The sequence below is a fragment of the Pseudomonas sp. MM211 genome (genome assembly GCF_020386635.1).
GTDB lineage: Bacteria > Pseudomonadota > Gammaproteobacteria > Pseudomonadales > Pseudomonadaceae > Aquipseudomonas.
This window is the reverse complement of record NZ_CP081942.1, coordinates 4,727,775-4,749,963: the sequence shown is the minus strand read 5'-3', so window position 1 is coordinate 4,749,963 and position 22,189 is coordinate 4,727,775. Positions and strand designations below refer to the sequence as shown.

Below are 22,189 nucleotides of genomic sequence, written 5' to 3'. Positions count from 1 at the left end.
GAGAGCGGGCTAGCCGCCGAGGTAGGCGTCACGCACCTTGGGATCATTCAGCAGATCATGGCCACTGCCTTGCATGACGATCCGGCCGTTCTCCAGTACATAGCCGCGGTCGGCCAGCTTGAGCGCCTGGTTGGCGTTCTGCTCGACCAGGAACACGGTCACACCGTCCTTGCGCAGCTGTTCGATGATGTCGAAGATTTGCTGGATGATGATCGGTGCCAGACCCAGAGACGGCTCGTCGAGCAGCAGCAGCTTGGGCTTGCTCATCAGCGCACGGCCGATGGCGAGCATCTGCTGTTCACCGCCGGACATGGTGCCGGCACGTTGTACCAGGCGCTCTTTCAGGCGCGGGAACAGGTGCAGCACCTTGTCCAGTTGCTCCTGATTGTCCGCCTTGCTGCCGAAGAAGCCGCCCATGGCGAGGTTTTCCTCGACGGTCAGGCGAGCGAACACGCGGCGGCCTTCCGGCACCACGGCGATGCTCTTGCGCATGATCAGCGGGGTTTCCATGCCGACCAGCTCTTCACCCTGGTAGCGGATGCTGCCGCTGGTGGCCTGCGGAGTGCCGCACAGAGTCATCAGCAACGTGGACTTGCCGGCGCCGTTGGCACCGATCAGGGTGACGATCTCACCCTGGCGCACTTCCACACTGACCCCGTGCAGCGCCTGAATCTTGCCGTAGAAGGTGGAAACGTTGTCGAAATACAGCATTACGCTTCCCCCAGGTAGGCTTTGATCACGTCCGGATTGTCGCGGATCTGCTCCGGCGTGCCGTCGGCCAGGGGCGTGCCCTGGTTGATCACGAAGATGTGGTCGGAAATGCTCATGACCAGCTTCATGTCGTGCTCGATCAGCAGCACGGTCACGTTGTGCTCGTCACGCAGCACGCCGATCAGCGCTTTCAGGTCGTCGGTTTCCCGTGGGTTGAGGCCCGCGGCCGGCTCGTCGAGCATGAGGATGCTCGGCCGGGTCATCATGCAGCGGGCGATTTCCAGGCGGCGCTGCTGACCGTAGGCCAGAGTGCCGGCGGTGCGGTTGGCGAATTCAGTCAGGTTGACCTGTTCCAGCCAATGCGCCGCGTAATCCATGGCCTCGCGCTCACTGCGGCGAAACGCCGGGGTCTTGAACAGACCGGACAGGAAGTTGGTGTTGATGTGGCGGTGCTGGGCGACCAGCAGGTTTTCCACTGCGGTCATTTCCTTGAACAGGCGAACGTTCTGGAAGGTACGCACCACACCCTTGCGAGCGATCTTGTGGCCCGGCAGGCCTTCGATCTGTTCGCCGTTGAGGCGGATGCTGCCCGAGGTCGGTTTGTAGAAACCGGTCAGGCAGTTGAATACGGTGGTCTTGCCGGCACCGTTCGGGCCGATCATCGACACAACCTGTTTTTCATTGACCGAGAGGCTGACCCCGTTGACGGCCAGCAGGCCGCCAAAACGCATGGACAGGCCGCTCACTTCTAGAATCGGGCGGCTCATCGTTGTTTCAACTCCAGGTGTGGGCGCTGCATGGGCATGAGGCCCTGCGGACGCCAGATCATCATCACGATCATGGTCAGACCGAATATCAGCATGCGGTACTCGTTGAAGTCGCGCATCTCCTGCAACAGGGTCATCACGATGGCCGCGAATATGATGCCGAGCTGCGAGCCCATGCCACCCAACACGACGATGGCGAGGATCATCGCCGACTCGATGAAGGTGAACGACTCCGGCGTCACCAGCCCCTGGCGAGCAGCGAAGAAGCTACCGGCGAAACCGGCGAAGCTGGCGCCGATGGTGAAGGCCGAGAGCTTGACCGTGGTCGGGTTGAGGCCCAGGGCACGGCAGGCGATTTCATCTTCGCGCAAGGCTTCCCAAGCGCGGCCGATCGGCATGCGCATCAGGCGGTTGATCACGAAGATGGCCAGCAGCACCAAGAGCAGGGCGATCAGATAGAGGAAGATCACCTTGTAGGTGGAGTTGTAGGCGATGCCGAGGAAGTCATGCAGGGTCTGGCCGCCATCCGGCGCGCGACGATCCAGCGACAGGCCGAACAGTTCCGGTTTGGGGATCGAGCTGATGCCGTTCGGGCCGCCGGTGATGTCGGTGAGGTTACGCAGCATGATGCGGATGATTTCGCCGAAACCCAGGGTCACGATGGCCAGATAGTCGCCGCGTAGCCTGAGTACCGGGAAGCCCAGCAGACAGCCGAAGGTGGCCGCCATCAGGCCGGCTATCGGCAATGCCGTCCAGAAGCCGAAGCCTGCGTACTCGGCAAGCAGCGCGTAGGTGTAGGCACCCACCGCGTAGAAGCCGACGTAACCCAGGTCGAGCAGCCCGGCGAGGCCGACCACGATGTTCAGGCCGATACCCAGCATCACGTAGATGAGGATCAGCGTGGCGATGTCCACCGCCGCGCGGGAGCCGAAGAACGGCCAGGCCAGCGCCACGACGAACAATGCCAGCATGATCCAGCGCTGCACGCTGGGCAGGGTCAGCGAGTTCTTCAGGTTCTGCGGCACGCCCGGCAAAACGCCTTTGAGTTTGTCACCGCCGAGCAGGAGATCACGCAGCACCAGGTGCCAGACGAACAGCAGCGCGGCGGCGATGCCGATGGTCCACAGGGTCTTGGCGCTGGCGCCTTGTACCTGCAGGCTGATGCCGACGACGCTGAGCTTGAGGCCGAGGATCGGGTAGGAGATCAGCAGCAGAAGGATGCTGCTGAACAGGGCGGTCTTGAGGTTCTTGCTCATACCTTTTCAACCTCCGGACGGCCGAGGATGCCGGTCGGGCGGAACAGCAGCACCAGCACCAGCAGGCTGAAAGCCACCACGTCCTTGTATTGGTCACCGAAAATATCGGCGCCGAAGGCTTCCGCTACACCCAGTACCAGGCCACCAAGCACGGCACCCGGAATGCTGCCGATGCCGCCGAGCACCGCGGCGGTGAATGCCTTGATGCCGGCTAGGAAGCCCAGATGCGGGTTGATCACGCCGTATTGCATGCCCAGCAGCACGGCGGCGACGGCTGCCAGCGCGGCGCCGATGACGAAGGTCAGGGCGATGATGTTGTTGGTGTTGATGCCGAGCAGGTTGGCCATCTTCAGGTCTTCGGCGCAGGCGCGGCAGGCGCGACCCAGGCGTGAGCGCGAGATGAACAGGGTGAGGCCGATCATGGTCAGGAAGGTGACCACGAAGATCAGCACCTGCATGTAGGAAATCACCACACCATTCATGGCGCTTTCGCCAAACACGAAGTTGCCGGGCAGCGGGTTGGTGATGGCTTTGTCCTTGGAATCCTGAGAAAGCATCACGGCGTTCTGCAGGAAAATCGACATGCCAATCGCGGAAATCAGTGGGATCAGCCGGTTACCACCGCGTAGCGGCCGGTAGGCGACCCGTTCGATGCTGTAGCCGAGGGCACTGGTGACGATGATGCTCGCCGCAAAGGCGCAGATCATGATGAGTGGCAGGCTATCGAGCCCCATCATGGCCAGCAGGGTGATGGCGATGAAGGCGACGTAAGAGCCGATCATGTACACCTCGCCGTGGGCGAAGTTGATCATGCCAATAATGCCGTAGACCATCGTGTAGCCGATGGCGATCAGGGCATAGGTACTGCCGACGGTCAGACCGTTGAGCAGCTGTTGCAGGTAGTGGTAAAGATCAGGCATTGCCTAACTCCTGGGTTGTCGCGCACGGCAGCGCTTGTGGCGCAGCGCGAAACCGGAATTCTTTCAATAAACAAAGCCCACTGCAGCAGTGGGCTCTTGGTTCAGAGTCTGCTCATGATTCGCTGCGCGTCGGCCCTGCTGCGTCAAGAGCAGGCTCGGAATGCTCATGTACAAAAGTACACTCCGCTTCCTCGCCTGTTCTTGCCTTGCATGGCGCTAGCTCGCTAGCTCATGAATCAGCTTCTTCGGCGGGGTGACTTACTTGGCTTCGGACTTGGTGCCGTCCTGGTGCCATTCGTAAACCACGAAGTTGAAGTCCTTCAGGTCGCCTTTCTCGTCGAAGCTGAGGGCGCCGGTCGGGGTGTCGAAGGTGTTGGCGCGCAGGGCGGCCGCTACTTCTGCAGTATCGGTGCTACCGGCTTTCTCGATGCCGCCGGCAATTACTTGAACGGCAGCGTAGGCCGGGAACACGAACGGCCCGCTGGAGTCTTGGTTCTTGGCCTTGAACGCATCAACCAGCGCCTTGTTCTTCGGATCCTGGTCGAAGGATTGCGGCAGGGTCACCAGCATGCCTTCGGAAGCCGGGCCAGCGATGGCGGAGATTTCCTTGTTGCCGACGCCTTCCGGACCCATGAAGCGAACGTCCAGGCCTTTTTCCTTGGATTGACGCAGCAGCAGGCCTAGTTCTGGGTGGTAGCCGCCGTAGTAGACGAAGTCCACGCCTTGTTGCTTGAGTTTGGCGATCAGCGAGGAGAAGTCCTTGTCACCGGCGTTGATGCCTTCGAACAGGCCGACTTTGACGCCTTTGGATTCCAGGGTCTGCTTGACCGCTGTGGCGATGCCTTCACCGTACTGTTGCTTGTCATGGATGACAGCGACGTTTTTCGGCTTGACGTGGTCGGCAATGAAGTTGCCGGCGGTCGGGCCTTGCAGGCTGTCCAGGCCGATGGTGCGGAAGATCAGCTCGTAGCCACGTGCGGTGATTTCCGGGCTGGTAGCGGCCGCGGTGATCATCAGGATGCCTTCGTCTTCGTAGATGTCCGAAGCTGGCTGAGTGGAGCTGGAGCACAGGTGGCCAACGACGAACTTGATGCCATCGTTGACGATCTTGTTGGCAACGGCTACGGCTTGCTTGGGATCGCAGGCGTCGTCATAGGTCACGCCTTCGAGCTGAGCACCGTTCACGCCACCGGCCTTGTTGATCTGCTCGATGGCCATCTGGGCACCGATGAACTGCATTTCGCCGTACTGGGCAACAGCACCGGTCACCGGGCCAGCCATGGCGATCTTGATGGTGTCGGCGGCGACCGAGTAGCTGGCAGCGCCAGCCAGGGCCATAGCGGCGAACAGCTTGGAAATCTGCTTAGTAGCGTTGTTCATTAGTGCTCCACTCGTTGTGTTCATTGTTGTAGTTCTGGCAGCCAAAGCAGCAGAACCGGAGTCGACTTTCCCGGCCATACCCCCGGCAACTGTACCGATACAGTGTAGAGCGCTGATTTGCGCCTTGGAAAGTCGGCAGTCGAGGAAGAAGGGTAGGAATGTCGCCTAATTGCAAGAAATGTATAGAAAAACGGCGGATTCCTGACTGACGGGTGGTTGACATGGCTTGCCTGCCCGCCACCCATCGTTATCATGGCGGCCGTCGAAAAACCGGCTCTTCAAGATGGAACCTGCCATGAACGAACAACCAAGCACCCTCTATGCCAAATTGCTCGGCGAAACTGCACCTATCAGTTGGCAGGAACTGCAGCCGTTCTTCGCCCGGGGCGCGCTGCTGTGGGTCGATAGCCATGAAGACCTTATCGCCGTCGCCGAGGCAGTTGCCGAAAATCATCGCGATACGGTCGCAGCATGGCTGGATTCGGGGCAGGTCGCGGTATTGAACGATGTGCGTGCCGAGGATCTGTTGGATCGAAATCCTTCGCTCTGGGCAGTGGTCGTCGCGCCCTGGGTTCTGGTGCAGGAGCGCGCTGAAAAGTAGCGTCTACTTCGAACGCCTGTTTCAAATGCTCTAGCGCGCGGCTCTCGCAGGTATGTCGCGTGATTTTAGTGCTTTGTTTTGATGCGAATAACGATCTGTTTTGGTGCGCTCAGGGATTGGGATCATCGTCGACGTCAGGTGTCTATGCTCAGGAACCCGGAGGCGAATTTGCGTTTCGGGGAATCCCTCAGCACAGGAGACTGCTTATGTTCGAGCCCGGCCATCTATTTCGCGGCAACAGCCTGGCGGCGGGTGAGATACCCACCTATGCCATCGACCTGCATTACGACGTGCGCCAGGATGCGGCCGAAGGGCCGATGCTGCACGTGTCCCTCAAGGGGGAAATCGCAGGGGCGGCGTTCGAAGAGTCGTTCGAATTGCACCGTGATACCGCCTTCAACTTCGCCAGCGTGGTCAGCCGCCTGGCTCACAAGCATGGCTTGCCAACCAGTGTTGTGCTGATCAGTCACGAGCACGAAGAGTTCGACCAGATGTTCGAGGATATTCGTCAGCGTCTGGGCGCTCATAGCGGCGAGCCGGTTGATCTCGATCATCTTGAGAAAGATGGCCTGTAAGTGTTGTCGAGAGGCGAGCAGGTTCAATTCACTTCAAAGGCTCGGTCGGCGCTTCGGCCCGCGACAGCCTGGAGTCATGCATGAAAATATCTGCCAACCTGACCATGTTGTTCACCGAGCGGCCGTTGCTAGAGCGTATCGTCGCAGCCGCTGCGGCGGGCTTCGATGGCGTGGAAATCCAGTTTCCCTATGAAGTACCGGCGCTTCGTCTGAGGGACGAACTGGCGCGGGCGGGCATGCCGCTGGCGCTGATGAACTTTCCAGGCGGTGACTTCATCGCTGGCGGGCCTGGGCTGGCTGCGGTGCCCGCACGCCAGGCAGCATTCGACCAGGCTTTACAGGAGGCGCTGACCTACGCGGCCATGGTGCGCCCGCAATTTATCAACGTGCTGCCGGGACGGCTGGCCGAAGGTCTTGAGCGGGAGCAGGCGCTTGGCACCTTGAGCGACAACATCCGCAAGGCGGCTGAGGCGTTCCAGGCCTTGGGTATCGGTGTGGTCAGCGAGGCGATCAACCCCATCGACATGCCGGGGTTTCTGATCAATACGCCGGAGCACCTGCAGGCGTTGCTGGCCCAGGTCGATCATGACAATTTCCAGGCTCAGCTGGATATTTATCACATGGCGCGGCAGGGGATAGATCCCGTCGAGGCTGTCGAGGCGCTGGCCGGGAAGGTCGGCCATGTGCAATTCGCCGACTGTCCGGGGCGCGGTGCTCCGGGGAGTGGGAATATTGATTTCGCTGCCTTGCGGCTGGCGCTGGAGAACAGTGGTTACCGGGGCTGGCTGGGTGCCGAGTACCGCCCCGAAGAGGGCGATACCCGTGCCAGACTGGGCTGGTTGAACGCGTGGCGGGCGCCTGCGATCAATTGACCAGAGGAGTGGTTACGCCAACCGCGGGCAGCTTGAGCGCCAGGTTGCCGCGATCTGCCTGGGTTGGTGTGCTCTGGTTGTAAGCGTGGCGCCACAGCGGGTGCTGTTCGGCCTGTTGCCACAACTGCGTGTGCAGGCGAGCGAGCAGTACCGGGTCACTGAGCAGTGCCAGCTTGCTCTTGCCATCGAGCTTCTTGGGGCCCAGCTCTAGCGCTTCGCCCAGCGAACGTTGCCGCGCCTGTTCGATCAACGCTGCATCACCGTGACGAGCGGTGGCCATGGCGCATGCCAGTGCGTTGGGGAAGGGTCGCAGCACGGCTTCGATAAAGCCGTTTTCCATGGCGTGCTCACGGTTATGACGGGTGTAGGCATAGGTGGAGAGCAGCGCCTGAGGCGGGTTCGATTCCTCTGGAATCAGGAACAGGTTGCCCTTCTTGCTGCGCAAACCGAGGCTCAGGCGGCTGGAGAACACCGATACCGGAATCGACAGCATCAGCGACACCACGATCGGCGATAGCCACCACAGGAAGTTCGGGTCGAGCCAGGCCACACCCGCTGTCCAGCCGACACCCAGCAAAGCCTGCCAGCCGTGGCGGCGCGTTGCGTCACCCCAGGTGGTGATGCCGTTGTCGCGCTGCGGAGAATTCCAAGTGGCGACCAGCCCAGGAAGGCGGCGCTGACGAACATGGTGTGGAACAGCATGCGCACCGGTGCCAGCAGCACCGAGAAGAGCATCTCCAGCAGCATGCTCAGGGTCGCCTTGAACGCCCCGCCGTAAGCTTTGGCGCCCTTGATCCAGATGAGGATCACGGCGAGCAGCTTGGGCAGGAACAGCAGGGTCAGGGTGGTGGAGAACAGCGCGATGGCTTTTTCCGGGTTCCACCTTGGCCACACCGGGAACAACTGGCCGGGCACCAGGAAGTACTGCGGCTCCATCAGCGTATGAATGGCCAGCAGGGCAGTGGAAAGCAGCAGGAACATGAACCACAGCGGTGCCGACAGGTAAGACATCACCCCGGTCAGGAACACCGCACGGTGTACCGGGTGCATGCCCTTGACCAAAAACAGGCGGAAGTTCATCAGGTTGCCGTGGCACCAGCGACGGTCGCGCTGCAACTCGTCGATCAGGTTGGGCGGTAACTCTTCGTAGCTGCCTTCCAGGTCGTAGGCGATCCATACGCCCCAGCCGGCACGGCGCATCAGCGACGCCTCGACGAAGTCGTGGGACATGATGGCGCCGGCAAACGAGCCGGTGCCTGGCAGCGGAGCCAGGGCGCAGTGCTCGATGAACGGCTGCATGCGGATGATCGCGTTATGGCCCCAGTAATGGGATTCACCGAGCTGCCAGTAATGCAGGCCGGCGGTGAAAAGCGGGCCGTAGGCGCGGGTGGCGAACTGCTGCAGGCGCGCGTACAAGGTGTTCATGCCCGCCGCCTTGGGCGAGCTCTGGATGATGCCGGCCTGAGGATTGGCCTCCATCAGCCGTACCAGCTTGGTCAGGCATTCGCCGCTCATCACGCTGTCGGCATCGAGCACGATCATGTAGCGGTAATCGCCGCCCCAGCGACGGCAGAAATCGTCGATGTTGCCGCTCTTGCGCTTCACGCGACGACGGCGACGGCGGTAGAAAATATTGCCGAAACCCTTGGTCTCCTGGCACAGCTCCAACCAGGCGCGCTGTTCGGCCACGGCGATGTCGGCATCGCCAGTATCGCTGAGCACGTAGAAGTCGAACTGATCGAGTTCGCCGGAGGCCGCCACCGATTCGTAGGTGGCACGCAGGCCGGCAAAGACCCGTGGCACGTCCTCGTTGCAGATCGGCATGATGATCGCGGTGCGGGCTTTGGCGTCGATCGGTTCGTTACCGGCACTGCTGCCGGAAATACCGTAGCGGTCATACCCGCGCAGCAACTCCCAGAAGCCCATCAGGGCCGTCCAGAAACCTGCCGACACCCAACAGAACAACAGTGAAAACAGGGCCAGAATACTGCCCTGCACCACGTAGGGCAGTACCTGCAGCAGGCTTTCCTGCCAGCCTTGCTCCATGACTTCCTGCAGGTTGATCAGCGACCAGCCCTGATAGGGCAGGATGCTGTTCATGTACCAGGTAGCGACGGCGGTCTGGCCCAGCATCAGTATCAACAACACATAGCGGCGCAGCGAACCGACCCGGCGCCAGCGTGCCGGCTCGAGTTCGCGTTTGGGCGGGCGAGGCGGGTTGGACTTGCCGAGCAGAGCGCGCCAGCCGCGGGTCAGCAGGTTGGTGCGCCACGGCTCGGGGGTCATCTTGGTGCGGTTGAGGGGCGGTGCAGCGCGCAGAATTGGCCGCCCGGCCGCATCCAGCGACAGCAGACCGGTGGCTTCCAGCGGCTCTCCGGCGCCCAGTTCGATACGTCGGGCAGCCGATTTATGCACAGCCTCTTCGGCGCTTGCCGCCTGCGTGCTGCCGAGGCGGCTGTGCAGTTCGGTGAAGTCGCGGCAGTCAGCCAAGGCTTCACGCTCGGTTGCACTCAGCGGCAGGCTGTCCAGGTACTCGTCCAGGGCGGACTGCTCGGTGGTTTTCATGGGGCGGTAACCGTATTGGGTGGCAGTTGATAGCTCCAGGTTTCGCTGAGGGTCTTGTCACCCTCGACCAGAGCCGCGCGCATTTCCACCGCTTGCTTGGGATCCTTGACCTTGAAGCGCAGCGTCAGGCGCCAGCCCTTGGTCGCTGGGTTGTACTGCAGGTTGTTTTCCAGCAACTCGGCGTTGTCATTGACGCTGAAGTTGGACGTTACCGCTGCATCGGACTTGAGTTTGGCCAGCGCCGGGCCTTCGAAGTCCACCAGCAGGGCGGTACTGCCATCGAGCTTGCGGGTCAGATTGGGCTGTTTGACTTCGCCAGCACTACGCATGGTCTGCTTGACCCAGGCGGTGTCCGCGCCGAGCTGGGCGCGTTCGTCCTTGGTCCAGTGCATGCGGTAATCGAACTCCATCGGCTCGCCCGGCTTGGGCTGCTCGTCAGGTGTCCAGAACGCCACGATGTTGTCGTTGGTTTCGTCCGGGGTGGGGATTTCCACCAGCTCGACCTTGCCCTTGCCCCATTCGCCCTTGGGCTCGATCCAGGCGCTTGGGCGCTGCTCGTAGCGGTCTTCCAGGTCTTCATATTGAGCGAAGTCGCGACCACGTTGGAGCAGGCCGAAACCTTTCGGGTTCTCCACTTCGAAAGTACTTACCGCAAGGTTCTGCGGATTGTTCAGTGGGCGCCAGATGTGCTCATCGTTACCGGTATGAATCGCCAGGCCATTGGAATCGTGCAGGGCTGGGCGGTAGTTGGGTTTGCTGGAACGCTGGCTGGAGCCGTACAGGAACATGCTGGTGAGCGGGGCGATGCCCAGCTTGTTGACGTTGTCACGCAGGAATACCCGCGACTGTACGTCGACCACCGAGTCCTTGCCTGGGCGCAGGATGAAACGATAGGCACCGGTGGCGCGTGGCGAGTCGAGCAGTGCAAAGATCACCAAGTGCTTGTCTTCCGGCTTCGGGCGCTCGATCCAGAACTCGCGGAAGTAAGGAAACTCTTCGCCGCTCGGCAGTGCGGTGTCGATGGCCAGACCACGGGCCGAGGCGCCGTACACCTGGTCCTTGCCGATCACCCGGAAATAGCTGGCGCCAAGCAGGCTCATGATCTCGTCGGACTTGCCCTTGGCGTTGATCGGGTACATCACCCGAAAGCCGGCGTAGCCGAGACTCTTGATGGCATCGCCATCCTTGTCGATCTTCAGGTCACCGAAGTCAAAACGCGCAGGGTCGTACTTGATTTCATTGACGCTGGTGGAGGTCACTTCGTTGATTCTCACCGGGCTGTCGAAGTGCATACCCTGATGATAGAAACTCAGTTTGAACGGCGTTTTGCTGTCGGCCCATTCGTACTTGTCTTCGAGCGATTTGATCTTCTGGTAATCGGCGAACTGCAGGGTGCGCAGTTCGCTAGGCAGGTTGGCGGCTGGAGCAGCGTAAGGCTTGTCCAACAATTCCTTGGCTTCAGACGCCACGTCATCGAGTGAAAAGGCCAGTACATGGGTACTGAGCAATGAAGTGGTGCAGGCCAGGCACAGCGCGGCTGGAAGCATGCTGTGACGGACAGATGCCTTGACGGTTTTGAGGATCACGGATCCCTCCAGAAAACAGTAAGAAACAGCGGCACGGTCGGCCGAACATCTCCTTCCGACCGTTATCGTTGCAGATGATTCCTGTGAATTTCCCGCCGCTTCGCTCTGAGCCTGTTCACGACCTCGCGAGCTAGAGCCATACAGGGCTAGGCGCCCCCGCAAGAACAGGCGAGGACGCGGAGTTTACGAGCTGTAAATGAGCAGGCCGAGCCTGTTTTTAACGCAGTAGGGCAGACGCGCAGCAGGTTGTGAACAGGTTCTCAGCGTGTGCTGCGCTTCACAGGCAGAAACTTCAAGAGCTGCTTGCGGGTCGGCACCACGGCGTTCTCCTGGGCCCAGACGCAGAGGATCACGGTGAGCAGCAGGAACAGCGGGTAGAAGGCGATCGACAGGGTTTGCTCACCAGCCTGGACGGCGCATTGCGCCCAGTTGGAGAAGCACTCGGTCGACGCCACGCTGAGCACCTTCTCCGAGCGTGAGAACAGCGTGAAGGCCGGCACGTGCAATACGAACAGCGGTAGCGAGGCTGCCCCCAGACGCTGCGACCAGCGCCGCACCGGTTCACTGGTTGGCGAAGGCGCCAGGGCGCACAGGTAGATCAGCATCATTTGCGACGGCAGGAGCAGGCCGTTGTGCAGCAGGTAGTACCAGTACTGCTCGCCCTCGACCAGCCAGGCCGCGCCGAAGAAGCAGGTCAGCACCGTGACGATCATCAGACCGATGCCTGCGCCGCCCGGCGAGCGACCAGCGTCGCGCATGTCACGGAACAGGCCGTAGGCGAGAATGCCAGCAAGGAACTCCGGCAGGCGTACCAGCGGGTTGCGGTGCAGGATGCCGGTGAACGGCATGCCGTAGTCACCATTGAGAATCACCAGGGCTGGCGGAATCATGTAGATCAGGGTGAGTACGCCCAGCCACAGCACCTTGTGCTTCAGGCGCGCCAGGCGTGGGGCCACGAAGGGAAAGGTGAGGTAGAAGAAGAACAGGGTGGAAATCGACCACAGTGGCGGGTTGAAGGTCAGGTAGAACGGGTTCCAGGCCTGCAGCATGAACAGCTGCAGCACGGTATTGAGTGCCAGTTCGCCGTTGCCCATGAAATGTTCGAGGGTGGTGCGCGAAATTCCGGTCATGTCTTCGTTGGTGTCGTACACCACGAAACGGATGGTGGCCTTGGTCTCGTCCGGCGGGATGCCCAGATTGCTGATGATGAAGATGACCGTGATGGTCAGCAGCAGGGAAAAGATGTGCAGCGGGTAGAGGTTGGCGAAACGCCTGCTCCAAAAACTCACCGCCGGCTCGCGCAACTCACCGCGCTTGCAGTAGACGTGGGCGAGCAGAAAGCCGGACAGCACGAAGAACGTACTGGTGGCGAAGAAGCCGACACCGCTGAGCTGCTTGATGATCGGCAGCTTCTGTTCCGCGTAGTTGTGCAGGGTATGGAAGACCACGATGTACAGGCCGAGTATGAAGCGCAGCCATTCGAGCCCGATGAAGTGTTCCTTGTCGGTTCGGGTCATCCCCGTTCTCCTTATATCGACCATCTCCCGAGCACCAATCGACCTGCGCAGAGGTATTCGCTGCGCAGCCTTGCGGCAGCGGGGTCAGTTTCTGACAGCGGCAATCGCGTTTCGATCTATCTGATTTGCCGGTGGCGGCCAGGGCGGAGAGCGTGAGCGCCCCGCAGGAGCAAGCTTGATCGCGACCGCGATGGTGAAATTCACACCGGTGTTGCGTGGGGAATCGCTTCGCCGGCAAGCCGGCTCCTACGGAGATGGGGTGGGCCGGAAGGCTGAGGTTGTACGGCAAATCCGGGCTGTAGGAGCAAGCTTGCTCGCGATGGCGATGGCGAAATTCACACCGGTGTTGCGTGGGGAATCGCATCGCCGGCAAGCCGGCTCCTACGGAGGTGGGGTAGGCCGGAAGGCTGAGGTTGTACGGAAAATCCGGGCTGTAGGAGCAAGCTTGCTCGCGACGGCGATGGCGAAATTCACACCGGTGTTGCGTGGGGAATCGCATCGCCGGCAAGCCGGCTCCTACGGAGGTGGGGTGGGCCGGAAGGCTGAGGTTGTAAGGCAAATCCGGGCTGTAGGAGCAAGCTTGCTCGCGATGGCGATGGTGAAATTCACACCGGTGTTGCGTGGGGAATCGCATCGCCGGCAAGCCGGCTCCTACGGAAGTGGGGTGGGCCGGAAGGCTGGGGGTGTGCGGTAAATCCGGGCTGTAGGAGCAAGCTTGCTCGCGACGGCGATGGTGAAATTCACACCGGTGTTGCGTGGGGAATCGCATCGCCGGCAAGCCGGCTCCTACCTTGAGTGGCGTAGCGTGATCAGTCGAACAGCACCTTGGCGACATCACTGTAGCGTTTAGCGAAATGCACGGTGATGCCTTCCTTGAGATAGTCCGGCAGTTCCTGGTAGGAGCCGCGGTTGGCCTCCGGCAATATCAGCTCGTAGATTTTCTGCCGGCGTGCCGCAATGACTTTCTCGCGTACACCGCCGATGGCCAGCACCTGGCCGGTGAGGGTCAGTTCGCCGGTCATGGCCACGCCTTTTTTCGGTGCCTTGTTGCGAGCCAGAGAGAGCAGGGCGCTGGCGATAGTGACGCCGGCGCTCGGGCCGTCCTTGGGCGTGGCGCCTTCGGGGACGTGCATGTGCACGAAGGCCTCATCGAAGAAGGTCGGGTCGCCCTTGTAGGTCTTCAGGTTGGAGCTGACGTAGCTGTAGGCGATCTCCGCCGACTCCTTCATTACCTCGCCCAACTGGCCGGTCAGTTTGAAACCACGGTTGAGGGTGTGAATCCGTGTTGCTTCGATCGGCAGCGTGGCGCCACCCATGCTGGTCCAGGCCAGGCCGGTGATCACACCGATGCCCGACAACACCTGCTCGCTGCGGAACACCGGCATGCCCAGGTACTGCTCGAGATCCTTGGCGGCGATCTTGACCTTGCTCTGTGGGTCATCGAGCAGCTTCACTACGGCTTTGCGCACCAGTTTGCCGAGCTGCTTCTCCAGTTGCCGCACACCGGCCTCACGGGCATAACCTTCGATCAGCGCGCGCAGGGCGCTGTCGCTGATCGTCAGTTGCTTGCTCGATACGCCGGCCTTGTCCAACTGCTTAGGCCACAGGTGGCGTTTGGCGATGGCCAGTTTTTCTTCGGTGATATAGCCGGAAAGGCGAATCACTTCCATGCGGTCGAGCAGCGGGCCGGGAATCGAATCCAGCGTGTTGGCTGTGCACACGAACAGCACCTTGGACAGATCCAGGCGCAGATCCAGGTAGTGGTCGAGAAACTCGACATTCTGTTCGGGGTCGAGGGTTTCCAGCAGTGCCGAGGCTGGGTCGCCCTGGAAGCTGTTGCCCATCTTGTCGATCTCGTCGAGCATGATCACCGGGTTCATCACCTCGACATCCTTGAGCGCCTGTACCAGCTTGCCGGGCAGGGCGCCTATATAAGTGCGACGGTGGCCCTTGATCTCCGCTTCATCGCGCATGCCACCGACCGAGAAACGATAGAAAGGGCGACCCAGGGATTCGGCGATGGATTTGCCGATACTGGTTTTGCCGACGCCGGGCGGGCCGACCAGCAAGACGATAGAGCCGGCGATCTCGCCCTTGAAGGCGCCTACAGCCAGGAACTCGGTGATGCGTTCTTTGATGTCGTCCATGCCCGCATGGTGGTCGTCGAGCACCTTGCGCGCATGCTTGAGGTCGAGTTTGTCCTTGCCAAACACGCCCCATGGCACGTTGGTGGCCCAGTCCAGATAATTACGCGTAACCGCATATTCGGGAGAGCCGGTTTCCAGTACCGACAGTTTGTTCATCTCCTCGTCGATGCGTTTGCGGGCCTGATCGGGCAAGGTCTTGCCTTCCAGGCGCTGGCTGAACTGCTCGGTATCGGCGCTGCGGTCGTCCTTGGTGATGCCCAGTTCCTGCTGGATGATCTTCAGCTGTTCCTTGAGGAAAAACTCACGCTGATGCTCGCCTACCGAGCGGTTCACCTCGGCAGACAGCTCGTTCTGCAGACGCGCCACTTCCACTTCCTTGCGCAGCAGGGGCAGCACTTTTTCCATGCGTTTGAGGATCGGCACGGTATCGAGCACTTCCTGCAGCACCTTCGCTTGTGCGGTGGTCAGCGCGGCAGCGAAGTCGGTCAGTGGCGATGGATCGTTGGGGCTGAAGCGATTGAGGTAATTCTTCAGTTCCTCGTTGTACAGCGGGTTGAGCGGCAGCAGCTCCTTGATCACGTTGATCAGCGCCATGCCGTAGGCTTTCACCTCATCGCGCGAATCATTGTCGTTGCGTGGGTACTCGACCTCGGCCAGATAAGGCGGGCGATGGTGTTTGAGCCAGCCGCGGATACGCACACGGGTCAGGCCCTGGGCGACGAATTGCATTTTGCCGTCGTCGCCGCTGATGTGGTGCACACGCACCACGGTGCCATGCTCGGGCAGGGTGGAGGTGTCGAAGTGGCGCGGGTCGGTGACCGGCTGATCGACGTAGAACAGGGCCAGAGTGCGGTGCTCGGTCTTGCTGACCAGCTCCAGGGTTTCTGCCCAGTGCTCCTCGTTGACGATCACCGGCAGCACTTGCGCCGGGAAGAACGGCCGATTGTGGATCGGAATCACATAGAGTTTGTCCGGCAGGTTCTGGCCGGGCAGCATCAGGCTATGGCTGATCTGCTCCGAAGCGATCTCGATATCTTGCGTCTCGTTCATGCGGCACCTGTCTTTTCACGTTGAGTGTTAGATGGGGGGCCGTCGGCTTTTTTCAATATTTATTCGCTTATCTGCCCACAACTCTGAGCGCCATTGGGCTCCTGGAATGCTTGCAGGGTGTTTCGTGCAACGACCGTCATTCCACCGGTCGTGGCCCATACAGTTTTTCCATGCAACGCGGTAGAGTGCGCGCTTCGCCCATCGAGTTGCGAATCATGCTCAACGCCCGCCTCATGCGCCTGGACGACCAGGCCCACGAACACACTCACGACCATCATCAGTTGGTGATGTCGGTGTCGGGGCGTGCCGAGTTCGAGGTGGTCGGGCGTGGTGGCGAGGTGTGCCGAATGCGCGCCTGCCTGGTGCCGGGCGATGCCGACCACCAGTTCGCAGGCATCGGCGACAATCGCATGCTGATCGTCGATCTCAACGAGCAGGATATGTCCGCCGAGGATCTGCAACTGCTCGGCCACCTGTTCGATACGCCGCGTTATCCGCAGTTGGATGCCGACTTCCAGCACCTGCTCTGTTATGCCGGTGCCGAACTGGAACGCTACGGCAGTGATCACTTGCTGGCTCGTTCCCTTGGCGGTGTGCTGTTGCGTGCTCTGCATCTACGCCTGTTTGGCGAGTCGGCGGGGCGCAGCCATGGCTCGATGGATGTACAGCGCCTGGATGTCTATATCGCCAACAACCTGGCCCGGCGGATCAGTGTTGCTGAATTGGCCCATGTTGCTTGCCTGAGCCCTAGCCACTTTCATGCCCAGTTCAAGGATAGTGTTGGCCTCACCCCGCACCAGTACCTGCTCAAGGCGCGCCTCGACCGTGCCACACGGCTGCTGCGCGAGAGCGGTTTGCCGCTGATCCGCATCGCCGAGGAGTGCGGTTTTTCCAGCCAGAGCGCCTTGACCACTGCCATGCGCCGCTACCTCGGCCTTACACCCAAGCGGCTACGCGGCTGCGAATAAAGCTCTTCAGGCAAACGGTTCACGACCTGCCGTCGGTTACTTTTCGGATGCTGGCCTTTTGCCTTTGGTCAATCCGATAAAACGTGAACTTCTTCACGCATCCGGCTAATCTTTCCAGCAGCCCCTTCAGATTGCCGGAGAGGCCTGTGTGGCGACCTTGGTACGAGGTTGGCGTGTTCTGGACGAGTTCATCATGACCAAACGTTTTCTCCTCGCATTACCTCTGTGGTTACTCGCTTCGCTGGCCGTTGCCCAGGCTGCCAGCTTGCAGGGTGAACTGGTCGACGCCAAGGGTGCGCCGCTGGCCAACGCGGTGGTTACCCTGCAGGGCCCCGCGAATGGTGCCGCGGCACCAGGCAAAGCGGTGATTGATCAGCAGGACATGCGCTTCGTGCCCTCCGTACTGGCTGTACGTACCGGTACAGCGGTGACCTTCCCGAACCGCGACGACATCCGCCACCATGTCTATTCGTTCTCGGCGCCCAAGCGTTTCGAGCTACGCCTGTACCAGGGCACACCCAGTGCGCCAATCGTGTTCGATAAGCCAGGGCTAGTGGTGTTGGGCTGCAATATCCACGACTGGATGGTTGGTTACGTGTACATCACCGACGACCCCTGGTTCGCCGTCAGCGACGCCCAGGGCAAGGTGGTCATCGACAATCTGCCCGCGGGAGACTACCGCGTAACTCTGTGGCACTCCGCCTTGCCGGACATGATGCCGCAACAGGCCGGTGCCCTGAAGGTCGAGGCTGGCGCAGTGCAACAGCGCTTCCAGTTGCCGGTTGAAGCACCGAGCGAAACCGAGCCGCCTGGCGCGCCGCCAAGCGCTTTCGGGGACGCCTTCAAGAAAGCCGTGGAACATGGTTCGCACTAGTTTCCAGGCACGCATCGCCAGCGTTCTGATCCTGCTACTGCTTGTGGTGATCGGCGCGCTGTATTTCGCCGTGCAGGCGGCGACCAACGCATCGATTCGCACTCAGGCACGTGAGCAACTGGATGTCGGTACCGGCGTGTTCGGGCAGTTGCTCGATGTGCACTCTCGACAGCTCAGAGACGCAGTGCAGGTGCTGACCACCGATTTTGGTTTCCGCGAAGCGGTGGCCAGTGGCGACGAGGCGACCATTCGCTCGGCGCTGTTCAATCATGGCGCACGCATCAATGCGGGCGTGGTGATGATGTTCGACATGGACGGCAAGTTGACCGCCAGTACCCTGGCGCCCTTGTCTACTGCACGTGCAGAGCAGATCAACACTCAGTTGGGCAGCCAGGGACAGAGCTTTCTGATGCCTTTCGATGGCAACATCTACCTGCTGGTACAGGCTACCGTCAGCGCCCCATTGCCCATCGCCCGCCTGGTGATGGGCTTCGCCATCGATGAAAGCTTCGCCCGCGAGTTGAACCAGTTGACCCACCTTGAGCTGACCCTGACCGGCAGCATGGAGGGGCAACCGGACGTTCGCTTGAGTACGCTCGACGACATGCCGATGATTGCTTTCGAGGGCGACAGCGGCGAGGTGCGACACGGCGGTGAGCCATTTCTGGTGCAGCGTCTGGTGCTCGCCAGTGGTGAGGGCTTCCGCGTGCAGGCATTGCTGCAGCGTTCACTCGAGCAAGCCCGTGGTTCGGTCGCGGCGCTCAATCAAAAAATTCTCATGATCGCTGTTGCTGCATTGCTGGCTTCGCTGGTCGGTGCGCTGTTGTTGGCGCGCAGCCTTTCGAGGCCGATCCGTCGTCTCGCGAGTGCCGCAGAGCGCGTCGGGCAGGGTGATTACGAGGTGCCGCTGGCGCTCGACCGGGCGGATGAGTTGGGTAGCCTGGCCAAGGCCTTTCAGAGCATGCAGCAGGGGGTTGCCGAACGTGAGCGACAACTGGCTCATAACGCCCTGCACGATCCTTTGACGGGCCTGCCCAACCGCAATCTGGCGCTTGAGCGACTGGGCAGTGCGATCTCTGCGCAGCGGCACATCGCGCTGCTATATCTGGGTATCGGCAACTTTCGCACGGTCAGCGAGAGCTGCGAGGCCGGCGGCGCCGATCGGGTCATGCAGCAACTCGCCAATCGCCTGAAGGTGGCGCTGCGCCCGGCCGACAGCCTGGCGCGGTTGGTTGGCGACGAATTCGTGCTGCTCCTTGAAGGCAGTGACATTGAGGGGGCAGTCGCCACCGCCGACCGGGTTCAGCAGCTGTCCATGAAGCCGTTTCGGGTCGACAACGTGGACATCGCCCTGGATTGCCGCATCGGCATCGCCGCCTATCCTGCCGATGGCTCTACGCCCGAAGAACTGCTGCGCCGTGCTGCCATCGCCATGCAGGATGCAGGGCATCTGGCCGGGCGGATTCAGGTTTACGAACGTGGCCGCGATGTTGCCCAGCAGCGTCAGATGCAACTGATCCGTGATCTGCGTCGCGCCGCTCAGCAGGACGAATTACTGCTTCATTACCAGCCCAAACTGGATCTGCGCGACCCGAAGAAGATTCAGGCCGAGGGCCTGCTTCGCTGGCAACATCCGCAGTTCGGCATGGTCTCGCCGGGTGAATTCATTCCGTTGGCGGAGCGCACCGGCAGCATTCAGACGCTGACCGCCTGGGTGATCGAAGAGGGGGTGCGGCAGTTGCAGGAGTGGCGTCAGCGCGGGCAGGTGGTGCAACTCTCGCTGAACATCTCCACCGAGGATCTGATCGATGCCGAATTGCCCGCGCGAGTCGGCCGTCTCCTGACGCACTACAAGGTACCGGCCGCGCAGTTGATCTTCGAAATTACTGAAAGCGGGGTGATGCTCAATCCTGCCGTAGCGCTACAGGTATTGCATGGCCTGCGCGAGAAGGGCATCGGCCTGTCGGTGGATGATTTCGGCACCGGCTATTCTTCCCTGGCGCAGCTCAAGCGCATGCCGGTGCAGGAACTGAAGATCGACCAGACCTTCATTCGCGATCTGCACGACACCAGCGAGGATGCGGTAATCGTGCGTTCGACCATCGAGATGAGCCACAGCCTGGGCCTCAAGGTGGTGGCCGAAGGCGTCGAGCTGCAGCGCAGCCTGGATCTGCTCGACCGTTGGCACTGCGACAGCGTGCAGGGCTACCTGATCAGCCGGCCATTGGCCGCACAGGCCTTCGAGGCCTGGATGCAGCGGCCGTTAAGTTCTCCCGTTTCCCTGGTGTATTGATCATGTCCTTCTCCCAACTGACCGGCGCTCTCCTGCTTGGAATGTTTACCACGGCCGCTGTCGCCAGCGAAGGTCGGCTGCTCGCCACGGGCGGTGCCAGCAGCCTCGAAGGCGCTGCGGGTGGCGGTATCACGCCCTGGGCGGTGCTGGCCGGCTATGGCGAGCAGGGCGAGTGGGGCGCGGACGTGTTCGCCACACGGGTGGAAACCGGTGACTACCGCCTCGACGTGGCCGGTGTGGCGGCCGCATACGGCAATCGCATCGAGCTTTCCTATGCTCGCCAGCGCTTCGACCTGGGTAACCTGGCACGCAACCTGAGCCTGCCGGAAAACAGCCTCAGCCAGGACATCTTCGGTCTCAAGGTGCGGCTGTTCGGCGACCTGATCTATGACCAGCTCCCCCAGGTGTCTTTGGGCATTCAGCACAAGCGCCAGAAGGACTTCCTCATCCCCAGTCTGATTGGCGCCCAGCGTGACGAAGACACCGAAGGTTACTTGACCGCCAGCCGGCTGATTCTCGGTGGTGCCTTCGGCTACAACCTGCTGCTCAATGGCGGCGTGCGCTACAGCCGTGCCAACGAGCTGGGCCTGCTCGGTTTCGGCGGCGACCGTCGCGACCGCCATTCGGTGCTGAAGGAAGGCTCCGTGGCGGTGCTGCTCAACCGCCAGTGGGCAGTGGGTGTGGAATATCGGGAGAAGCCCGACAACCTCAACTTCGCTGGGGAAAGCGACTGGGCCGACCTGTTCATCGGCTACTTCCCCAACAAGCACCTGGCCGTGGTGCTGGCTTACGCGCGTCTGGGCGAGATCGCCACGCTGGATAATCAGAACGGTGCCTATCTGTCCGTGCAGGGGAGTTTCTGAGCATGCTGCGTTCATTCTGCGTTGCGGCACTGTCGCTGCTGTTGCTGATCGGCTGCGCGCAGCAGCCGGCCAAGGACGACAGCCTGTACCGCGAGCTGGGCGAGAAGCCCGGTATTACTCGCATCGTCGAGGGCATGCTGCTCAACGTGGCACGTGATGAGCGCATTGTGCACTTCTTCGCCAAGGTCGATATCGCCGGCCTGCGCGACAAGCTGGTCGACAAATTCTGTGTGATCGCTGGCGGGCCGTGCGTCTACACCGGCGACACCCTCGAAGAAAGCCACAAAGGCCAGAAGCTGACGCCCAGCCACTTCAACGCCCTGGTCGAGAACCTGCAGGTGGCGATGGAAAGCGAAGGCGTGCCAACGCCGGCGCAGAACCGACTGCTGGCGCGGCTGGCTGCTCTGCGTGGGCAGATCATCGAGCAGTAGCCACTGTTTTATCCATGACGAAATAGGCTTAAAGTTCGGCCCCGTCTTTCAGCCTATTTTCGCGAGCCGATCATGTCCGTCACCTGGCACCTCAAGCCTCACTCCGAGCTAAGCAAAACCGAGCTGTACGCGGCTCTGGCGCTGCGTACCCAGGTATTCGTGGTCGAGCAGAACTGCCCCTATCTGGAAGTCGATGGTCGCGATCTGGAGGGCGATACCTGCCACCTGCTGGGCTGGCAGGGCGATGAGCTGGTGGCGTACCTGCGCCTGCTCGACCCGGCACTCAATGATGGCGAGGTGGTGATCGGCAGGGTGGTAACCGCCGCCAGCGCACGCGGCACTGGCCTTGGTCACGGCATGATGGAGCAGGCGCTACAGGCCTGCTCCCAGCGCTGGCCCGGCGTGCCGGTGCAGATGTCCGCCCAGGCGCACCTGCAGAGTTACTACGGCCGCTACGGTTTCGTCGCAGTGACCGACGAATATCTGGAAGATGACATTCCGCATATCGGTATGCGTCGGGAAGGCTGAACACCCACCTGATTGCAGCCGGCCACCCCCCTACTGCGGTTGGTCGTCATGCCAAAGCATCTCAAGCAATTGAAACCAAGCGAAAAAAATCACTCAGTGGGCTTCGCCAAACCGATTTCTGCTGATATCATGCGCGCCGCCTGGGAAGATGCCGGAGTGGCCGAACGGGACGGATTCGAAATCCGTTGTATCAGCGATGGTACCTAGGGTTCAAATCCCTATCTTCCCGCCATATCTCAAGCCTAAGCCCCTGAAATTCCTAGAGTTTCGGGGGCTTTTGCTATC

The 22,189-nt window shown here is 61.1% G+C and carries 17 protein-coding genes, 1 tRNA gene and 1 pseudogene; 10 read left to right on the top strand and 9 right to left on the bottom strand.

The features are described 5' to 3' along the window. Positions 1 to 9: 9 nt before the first annotated feature. From K5Q02_RS21850 to K5Q02_RS21830, 5 genes are all read right to left on the bottom strand, one after another. Entirely contained in the window at positions 10 to 711 is a 702-nt protein-coding gene (locus tag K5Q02_RS21850; RefSeq protein ID WP_042556484.1) for an ABC transporter ATP-binding protein, read from the bottom strand. Then, positions 711 to 1,478 (bottom strand): high-affinity branched-chain amino acid ABC transporter ATP-binding protein LivG, encoded by a 768-nt coding sequence (gene livG, locus K5Q02_RS21845; protein ID WP_042556483.1) that lies wholly within the window; start codon positions 1,476 to 1,478, stop codon positions 711 to 713. Before livG ends, K5Q02_RS21850 begins: the two co-directional genes overlap by 1 nt. Beyond that, entirely contained in the window at positions 1,475 to 2,734 is a 1,260-nt protein-coding gene (locus tag K5Q02_RS21840; RefSeq protein ID WP_225834248.1) for a high-affinity branched-chain amino acid ABC transporter permease LivM, read from the bottom strand. The genes livG and K5Q02_RS21840 overlap by 4 nt, the downstream gene beginning before the upstream one ends. Further along, positions 2,731 to 3,654, bottom strand: coding sequence for a high-affinity branched-chain amino acid ABC transporter permease LivH (gene livH, locus K5Q02_RS21835; RefSeq protein ID WP_225834246.1), 924 nt, complete (start codon positions 3,652 to 3,654; stop codon positions 2,731 to 2,733). Before livH ends, K5Q02_RS21840 begins: the two co-directional genes overlap by 4 nt. 258 nt (positions 3,655 to 3,912) lie before the next feature. Next, positions 3,913 to 5,034, bottom strand: coding sequence for a branched-chain amino acid ABC transporter substrate-binding protein (locus tag K5Q02_RS21830; RefSeq protein WP_225834244.1), 1,122 nt, complete (start codon positions 5,032 to 5,034; stop codon positions 3,913 to 3,915). A gap of 295 nt (positions 5,035 to 5,329) precedes the next feature. Here K5Q02_RS21830 and K5Q02_RS21825 point away from each other — a divergent pair, with 295 nt between their 5' ends. From K5Q02_RS21825 to K5Q02_RS21815, 3 genes are all read left to right on the top strand, one after another. Next, positions 5,330 to 5,635, top strand: coding sequence for a DUF2288 domain-containing protein (locus K5Q02_RS21825; protein ID WP_225834243.1), 306 nt, complete (start codon positions 5,330 to 5,332; stop codon positions 5,633 to 5,635). Positions 5,636 to 5,841: 206 nt separating this feature from the next. Beyond that, positions 5,842 to 6,210: a DUF5064 family protein gene (locus K5Q02_RS21820; RefSeq protein WP_225834241.1), complete on the top strand. Its 369-nt coding sequence runs from the start codon at positions 5,842 to 5,844 to the stop codon at positions 6,208 to 6,210. A gap of 80 nt (positions 6,211 to 6,290) precedes the next feature. Next, entirely contained in the window at positions 6,291 to 7,082 is a 792-nt protein-coding gene (locus K5Q02_RS21815) for a hydroxypyruvate isomerase family protein (protein WP_225834239.1), read from the top strand. Here K5Q02_RS21815 and mdoH read toward each other — a convergent pair. The 4 genes and pseudogenes from mdoH to lon form a co-directional block, all read right to left on the bottom strand. After that, a pseudogene (gene mdoH / locus K5Q02_RS21810) lies at positions 7,075 to 9,647 on the bottom strand (glucans biosynthesis glucosyltransferase MdoH). The gene K5Q02_RS21815 and the pseudogene mdoH sit on opposite strands and share 8 nt — an antisense overlap. Continuing rightward, positions 9,644 to 11,194 (bottom strand): glucan biosynthesis protein G, encoded by a 1,551-nt coding sequence (locus K5Q02_RS21805; RefSeq protein WP_225839821.1) that lies wholly within the window; start codon positions 11,192 to 11,194, stop codon positions 9,644 to 9,646. The pseudogene mdoH and the gene K5Q02_RS21805 overlap by 4 nt, the downstream one beginning before the upstream one ends. 299 nt (positions 11,195 to 11,493) lie before the next feature. Beyond that, entirely contained in the window at positions 11,494 to 12,750 is a 1,257-nt protein-coding gene (locus K5Q02_RS21800; RefSeq protein ID WP_225834237.1) for an acyltransferase family protein, read from the bottom strand. Between the two features lie 809 nt (positions 12,751 to 13,559). Then, positions 13,560 to 15,947 (bottom strand): endopeptidase La, encoded by a 2,388-nt coding sequence (lon, locus tag K5Q02_RS21795; RefSeq protein ID WP_225834235.1) that lies wholly within the window; start codon positions 15,945 to 15,947, stop codon positions 13,560 to 13,562. Between the two features lie 215 nt (positions 15,948 to 16,162). Here lon and K5Q02_RS21790 point away from each other — a divergent pair, with 215 nt between their 5' ends. The 7 genes from K5Q02_RS21790 to K5Q02_RS21760 all read left to right on the top strand — a co-directional run bounded on the left by K5Q02_RS21790 (position 16,163) and on the right by K5Q02_RS21760 (position 22,136). Continuing rightward, entirely contained in the window at positions 16,163 to 16,915 is a 753-nt protein-coding gene (locus K5Q02_RS21790; RefSeq protein ID WP_225839819.1) for an AraC family transcriptional regulator, read from the top strand. A 193-nt stretch (positions 16,916 to 17,108) separates the two neighbouring features. Next, positions 17,109 to 17,789, top strand: coding sequence for a methylamine utilization protein (locus tag K5Q02_RS21785; RefSeq protein WP_225834233.1), 681 nt, complete (start codon positions 17,109 to 17,111; stop codon positions 17,787 to 17,789). Then, the gene (locus K5Q02_RS21780) at positions 17,776 to 20,082 is read left to right on the top strand and encodes a bifunctional diguanylate cyclase/phosphodiesterase (RefSeq protein WP_225834231.1); all 2,307 of its coding nucleotides are present in this window, start codon (positions 17,776 to 17,778) and stop codon (positions 20,080 to 20,082) included. The genes K5Q02_RS21785 and K5Q02_RS21780 overlap by 14 nt, the downstream gene beginning before the upstream one ends. Before the next feature lie 2 nt (positions 20,083 to 20,084). Beyond that, the gene (locus tag K5Q02_RS21775) at positions 20,085 to 20,945 is read left to right on the top strand and encodes a DUF3034 family protein (protein ID WP_225834229.1); all 861 of its coding nucleotides are present in this window, start codon (positions 20,085 to 20,087) and stop codon (positions 20,943 to 20,945) included. A 2-nt stretch (positions 20,946 to 20,947) separates the two neighbouring features. Then, a complete protein-coding gene (locus K5Q02_RS21770) occupies positions 20,948 to 21,376 on the top strand; it encodes a group I truncated hemoglobin (RefSeq protein ID WP_225834228.1) in 429 nt (142 codons plus the stop codon). Between the two features lie 72 nt (positions 21,377 to 21,448). Next, complete coding sequence (locus K5Q02_RS21765; protein WP_225834226.1) at positions 21,449 to 21,904, top strand: GNAT family N-acetyltransferase; 456 nt, start codon at positions 21,449 to 21,451, stop codon at positions 21,902 to 21,904. A gap of 142 nt (positions 21,905 to 22,046) precedes the next feature. Beyond that, positions 22,047 to 22,136, top strand: a tRNA-Ser gene (locus tag K5Q02_RS21760). Positions 22,137 to 22,189 lie beyond the last annotated feature (53 nt).

What these genes read in the sequence shown, in the direction of transcription:
- K5Q02_RS21805 (WP_225839821.1), bottom strand. Translation starts at nt 11,194, where the DNA reads ATGCTTCCAGCCGCGCTGTGCCTGGCCTGCACCACTTCATTGCTCAGT.
- K5Q02_RS21765 (WP_225834226.1), top strand. Translation starts at nt 21,449, where the DNA reads ATGTCCGTCACCTGGCACCTCAAGCCTCACTCCGAGCTAAGCAAAACC.
- K5Q02_RS21780 (WP_225834231.1), top strand. Translation starts at nt 17,776, where the DNA reads ATGGTTCGCACTAGTTTCCAGGCACGCATCGCCAGCGTTCTGATCCTG.
- K5Q02_RS21840 (WP_225834248.1), bottom strand. Translation starts at nt 2,734, where the DNA reads ATGAGCAAGAACCTCAAGACCGCCCTGTTCAGCAGCATCCTTCTGCTG.
- K5Q02_RS21785 (WP_225834233.1), top strand. Translation starts at nt 17,109, where the DNA reads ATGACCAAACGTTTTCTCCTCGCATTACCTCTGTGGTTACTCGCTTCG.
- K5Q02_RS21800 (WP_225834237.1), bottom strand. Translation starts at nt 12,750, where the DNA reads ATGACCCGAACCGACAAGGAACACTTCATCGGGCTCGAATGGCTGCGC.
- K5Q02_RS21770 (WP_225834228.1), top strand. Translation starts at nt 20,948, where the DNA reads ATGCTGCGTTCATTCTGCGTTGCGGCACTGTCGCTGCTGTTGCTGATC.
- K5Q02_RS21790 (WP_225839819.1), top strand. Translation starts at nt 16,163, where the DNA reads ATGCTCAACGCCCGCCTCATGCGCCTGGACGACCAGGCCCACGAACAC.
- K5Q02_RS21815 (WP_225834239.1), top strand. Translation starts at nt 6,291, where the DNA reads ATGAAAATATCTGCCAACCTGACCATGTTGTTCACCGAGCGGCCGTTG.
- lon (WP_225834235.1), bottom strand. Translation starts at nt 15,947, where the DNA reads ATGAACGAGACGCAAGATATCGAGATCGCTTCGGAGCAGATCAGCCAT.
- K5Q02_RS21820 (WP_225834241.1), top strand. Translation starts at nt 5,842, where the DNA reads ATGTTCGAGCCCGGCCATCTATTTCGCGGCAACAGCCTGGCGGCGGGT.
- livH (WP_225834246.1), bottom strand. Translation starts at nt 3,654, where the DNA reads ATGCCTGATCTTTACCACTACCTGCAACAGCTGCTCAACGGTCTGACC.
- K5Q02_RS21775 (WP_225834229.1), top strand. Translation starts at nt 20,085, where the DNA reads ATGTCCTTCTCCCAACTGACCGGCGCTCTCCTGCTTGGAATGTTTACC.
- K5Q02_RS21850 (WP_042556484.1), bottom strand. Translation starts at nt 711, where the DNA reads ATGCTGTATTTCGACAACGTTTCCACCTTCTACGGCAAGATTCAGGCG.
- K5Q02_RS21830 (WP_225834244.1), bottom strand. Translation starts at nt 5,034, where the DNA reads ATGAACAACGCTACTAAGCAGATTTCCAAGCTGTTCGCCGCTATGGCC.
- K5Q02_RS21825 (WP_225834243.1), top strand. Translation starts at nt 5,330, where the DNA reads ATGAACGAACAACCAAGCACCCTCTATGCCAAATTGCTCGGCGAAACT.
- livG (WP_042556483.1), bottom strand. Translation starts at nt 1,478, where the DNA reads ATGAGCCGCCCGATTCTAGAAGTGAGCGGCCTGTCCATGCGTTTTGGC.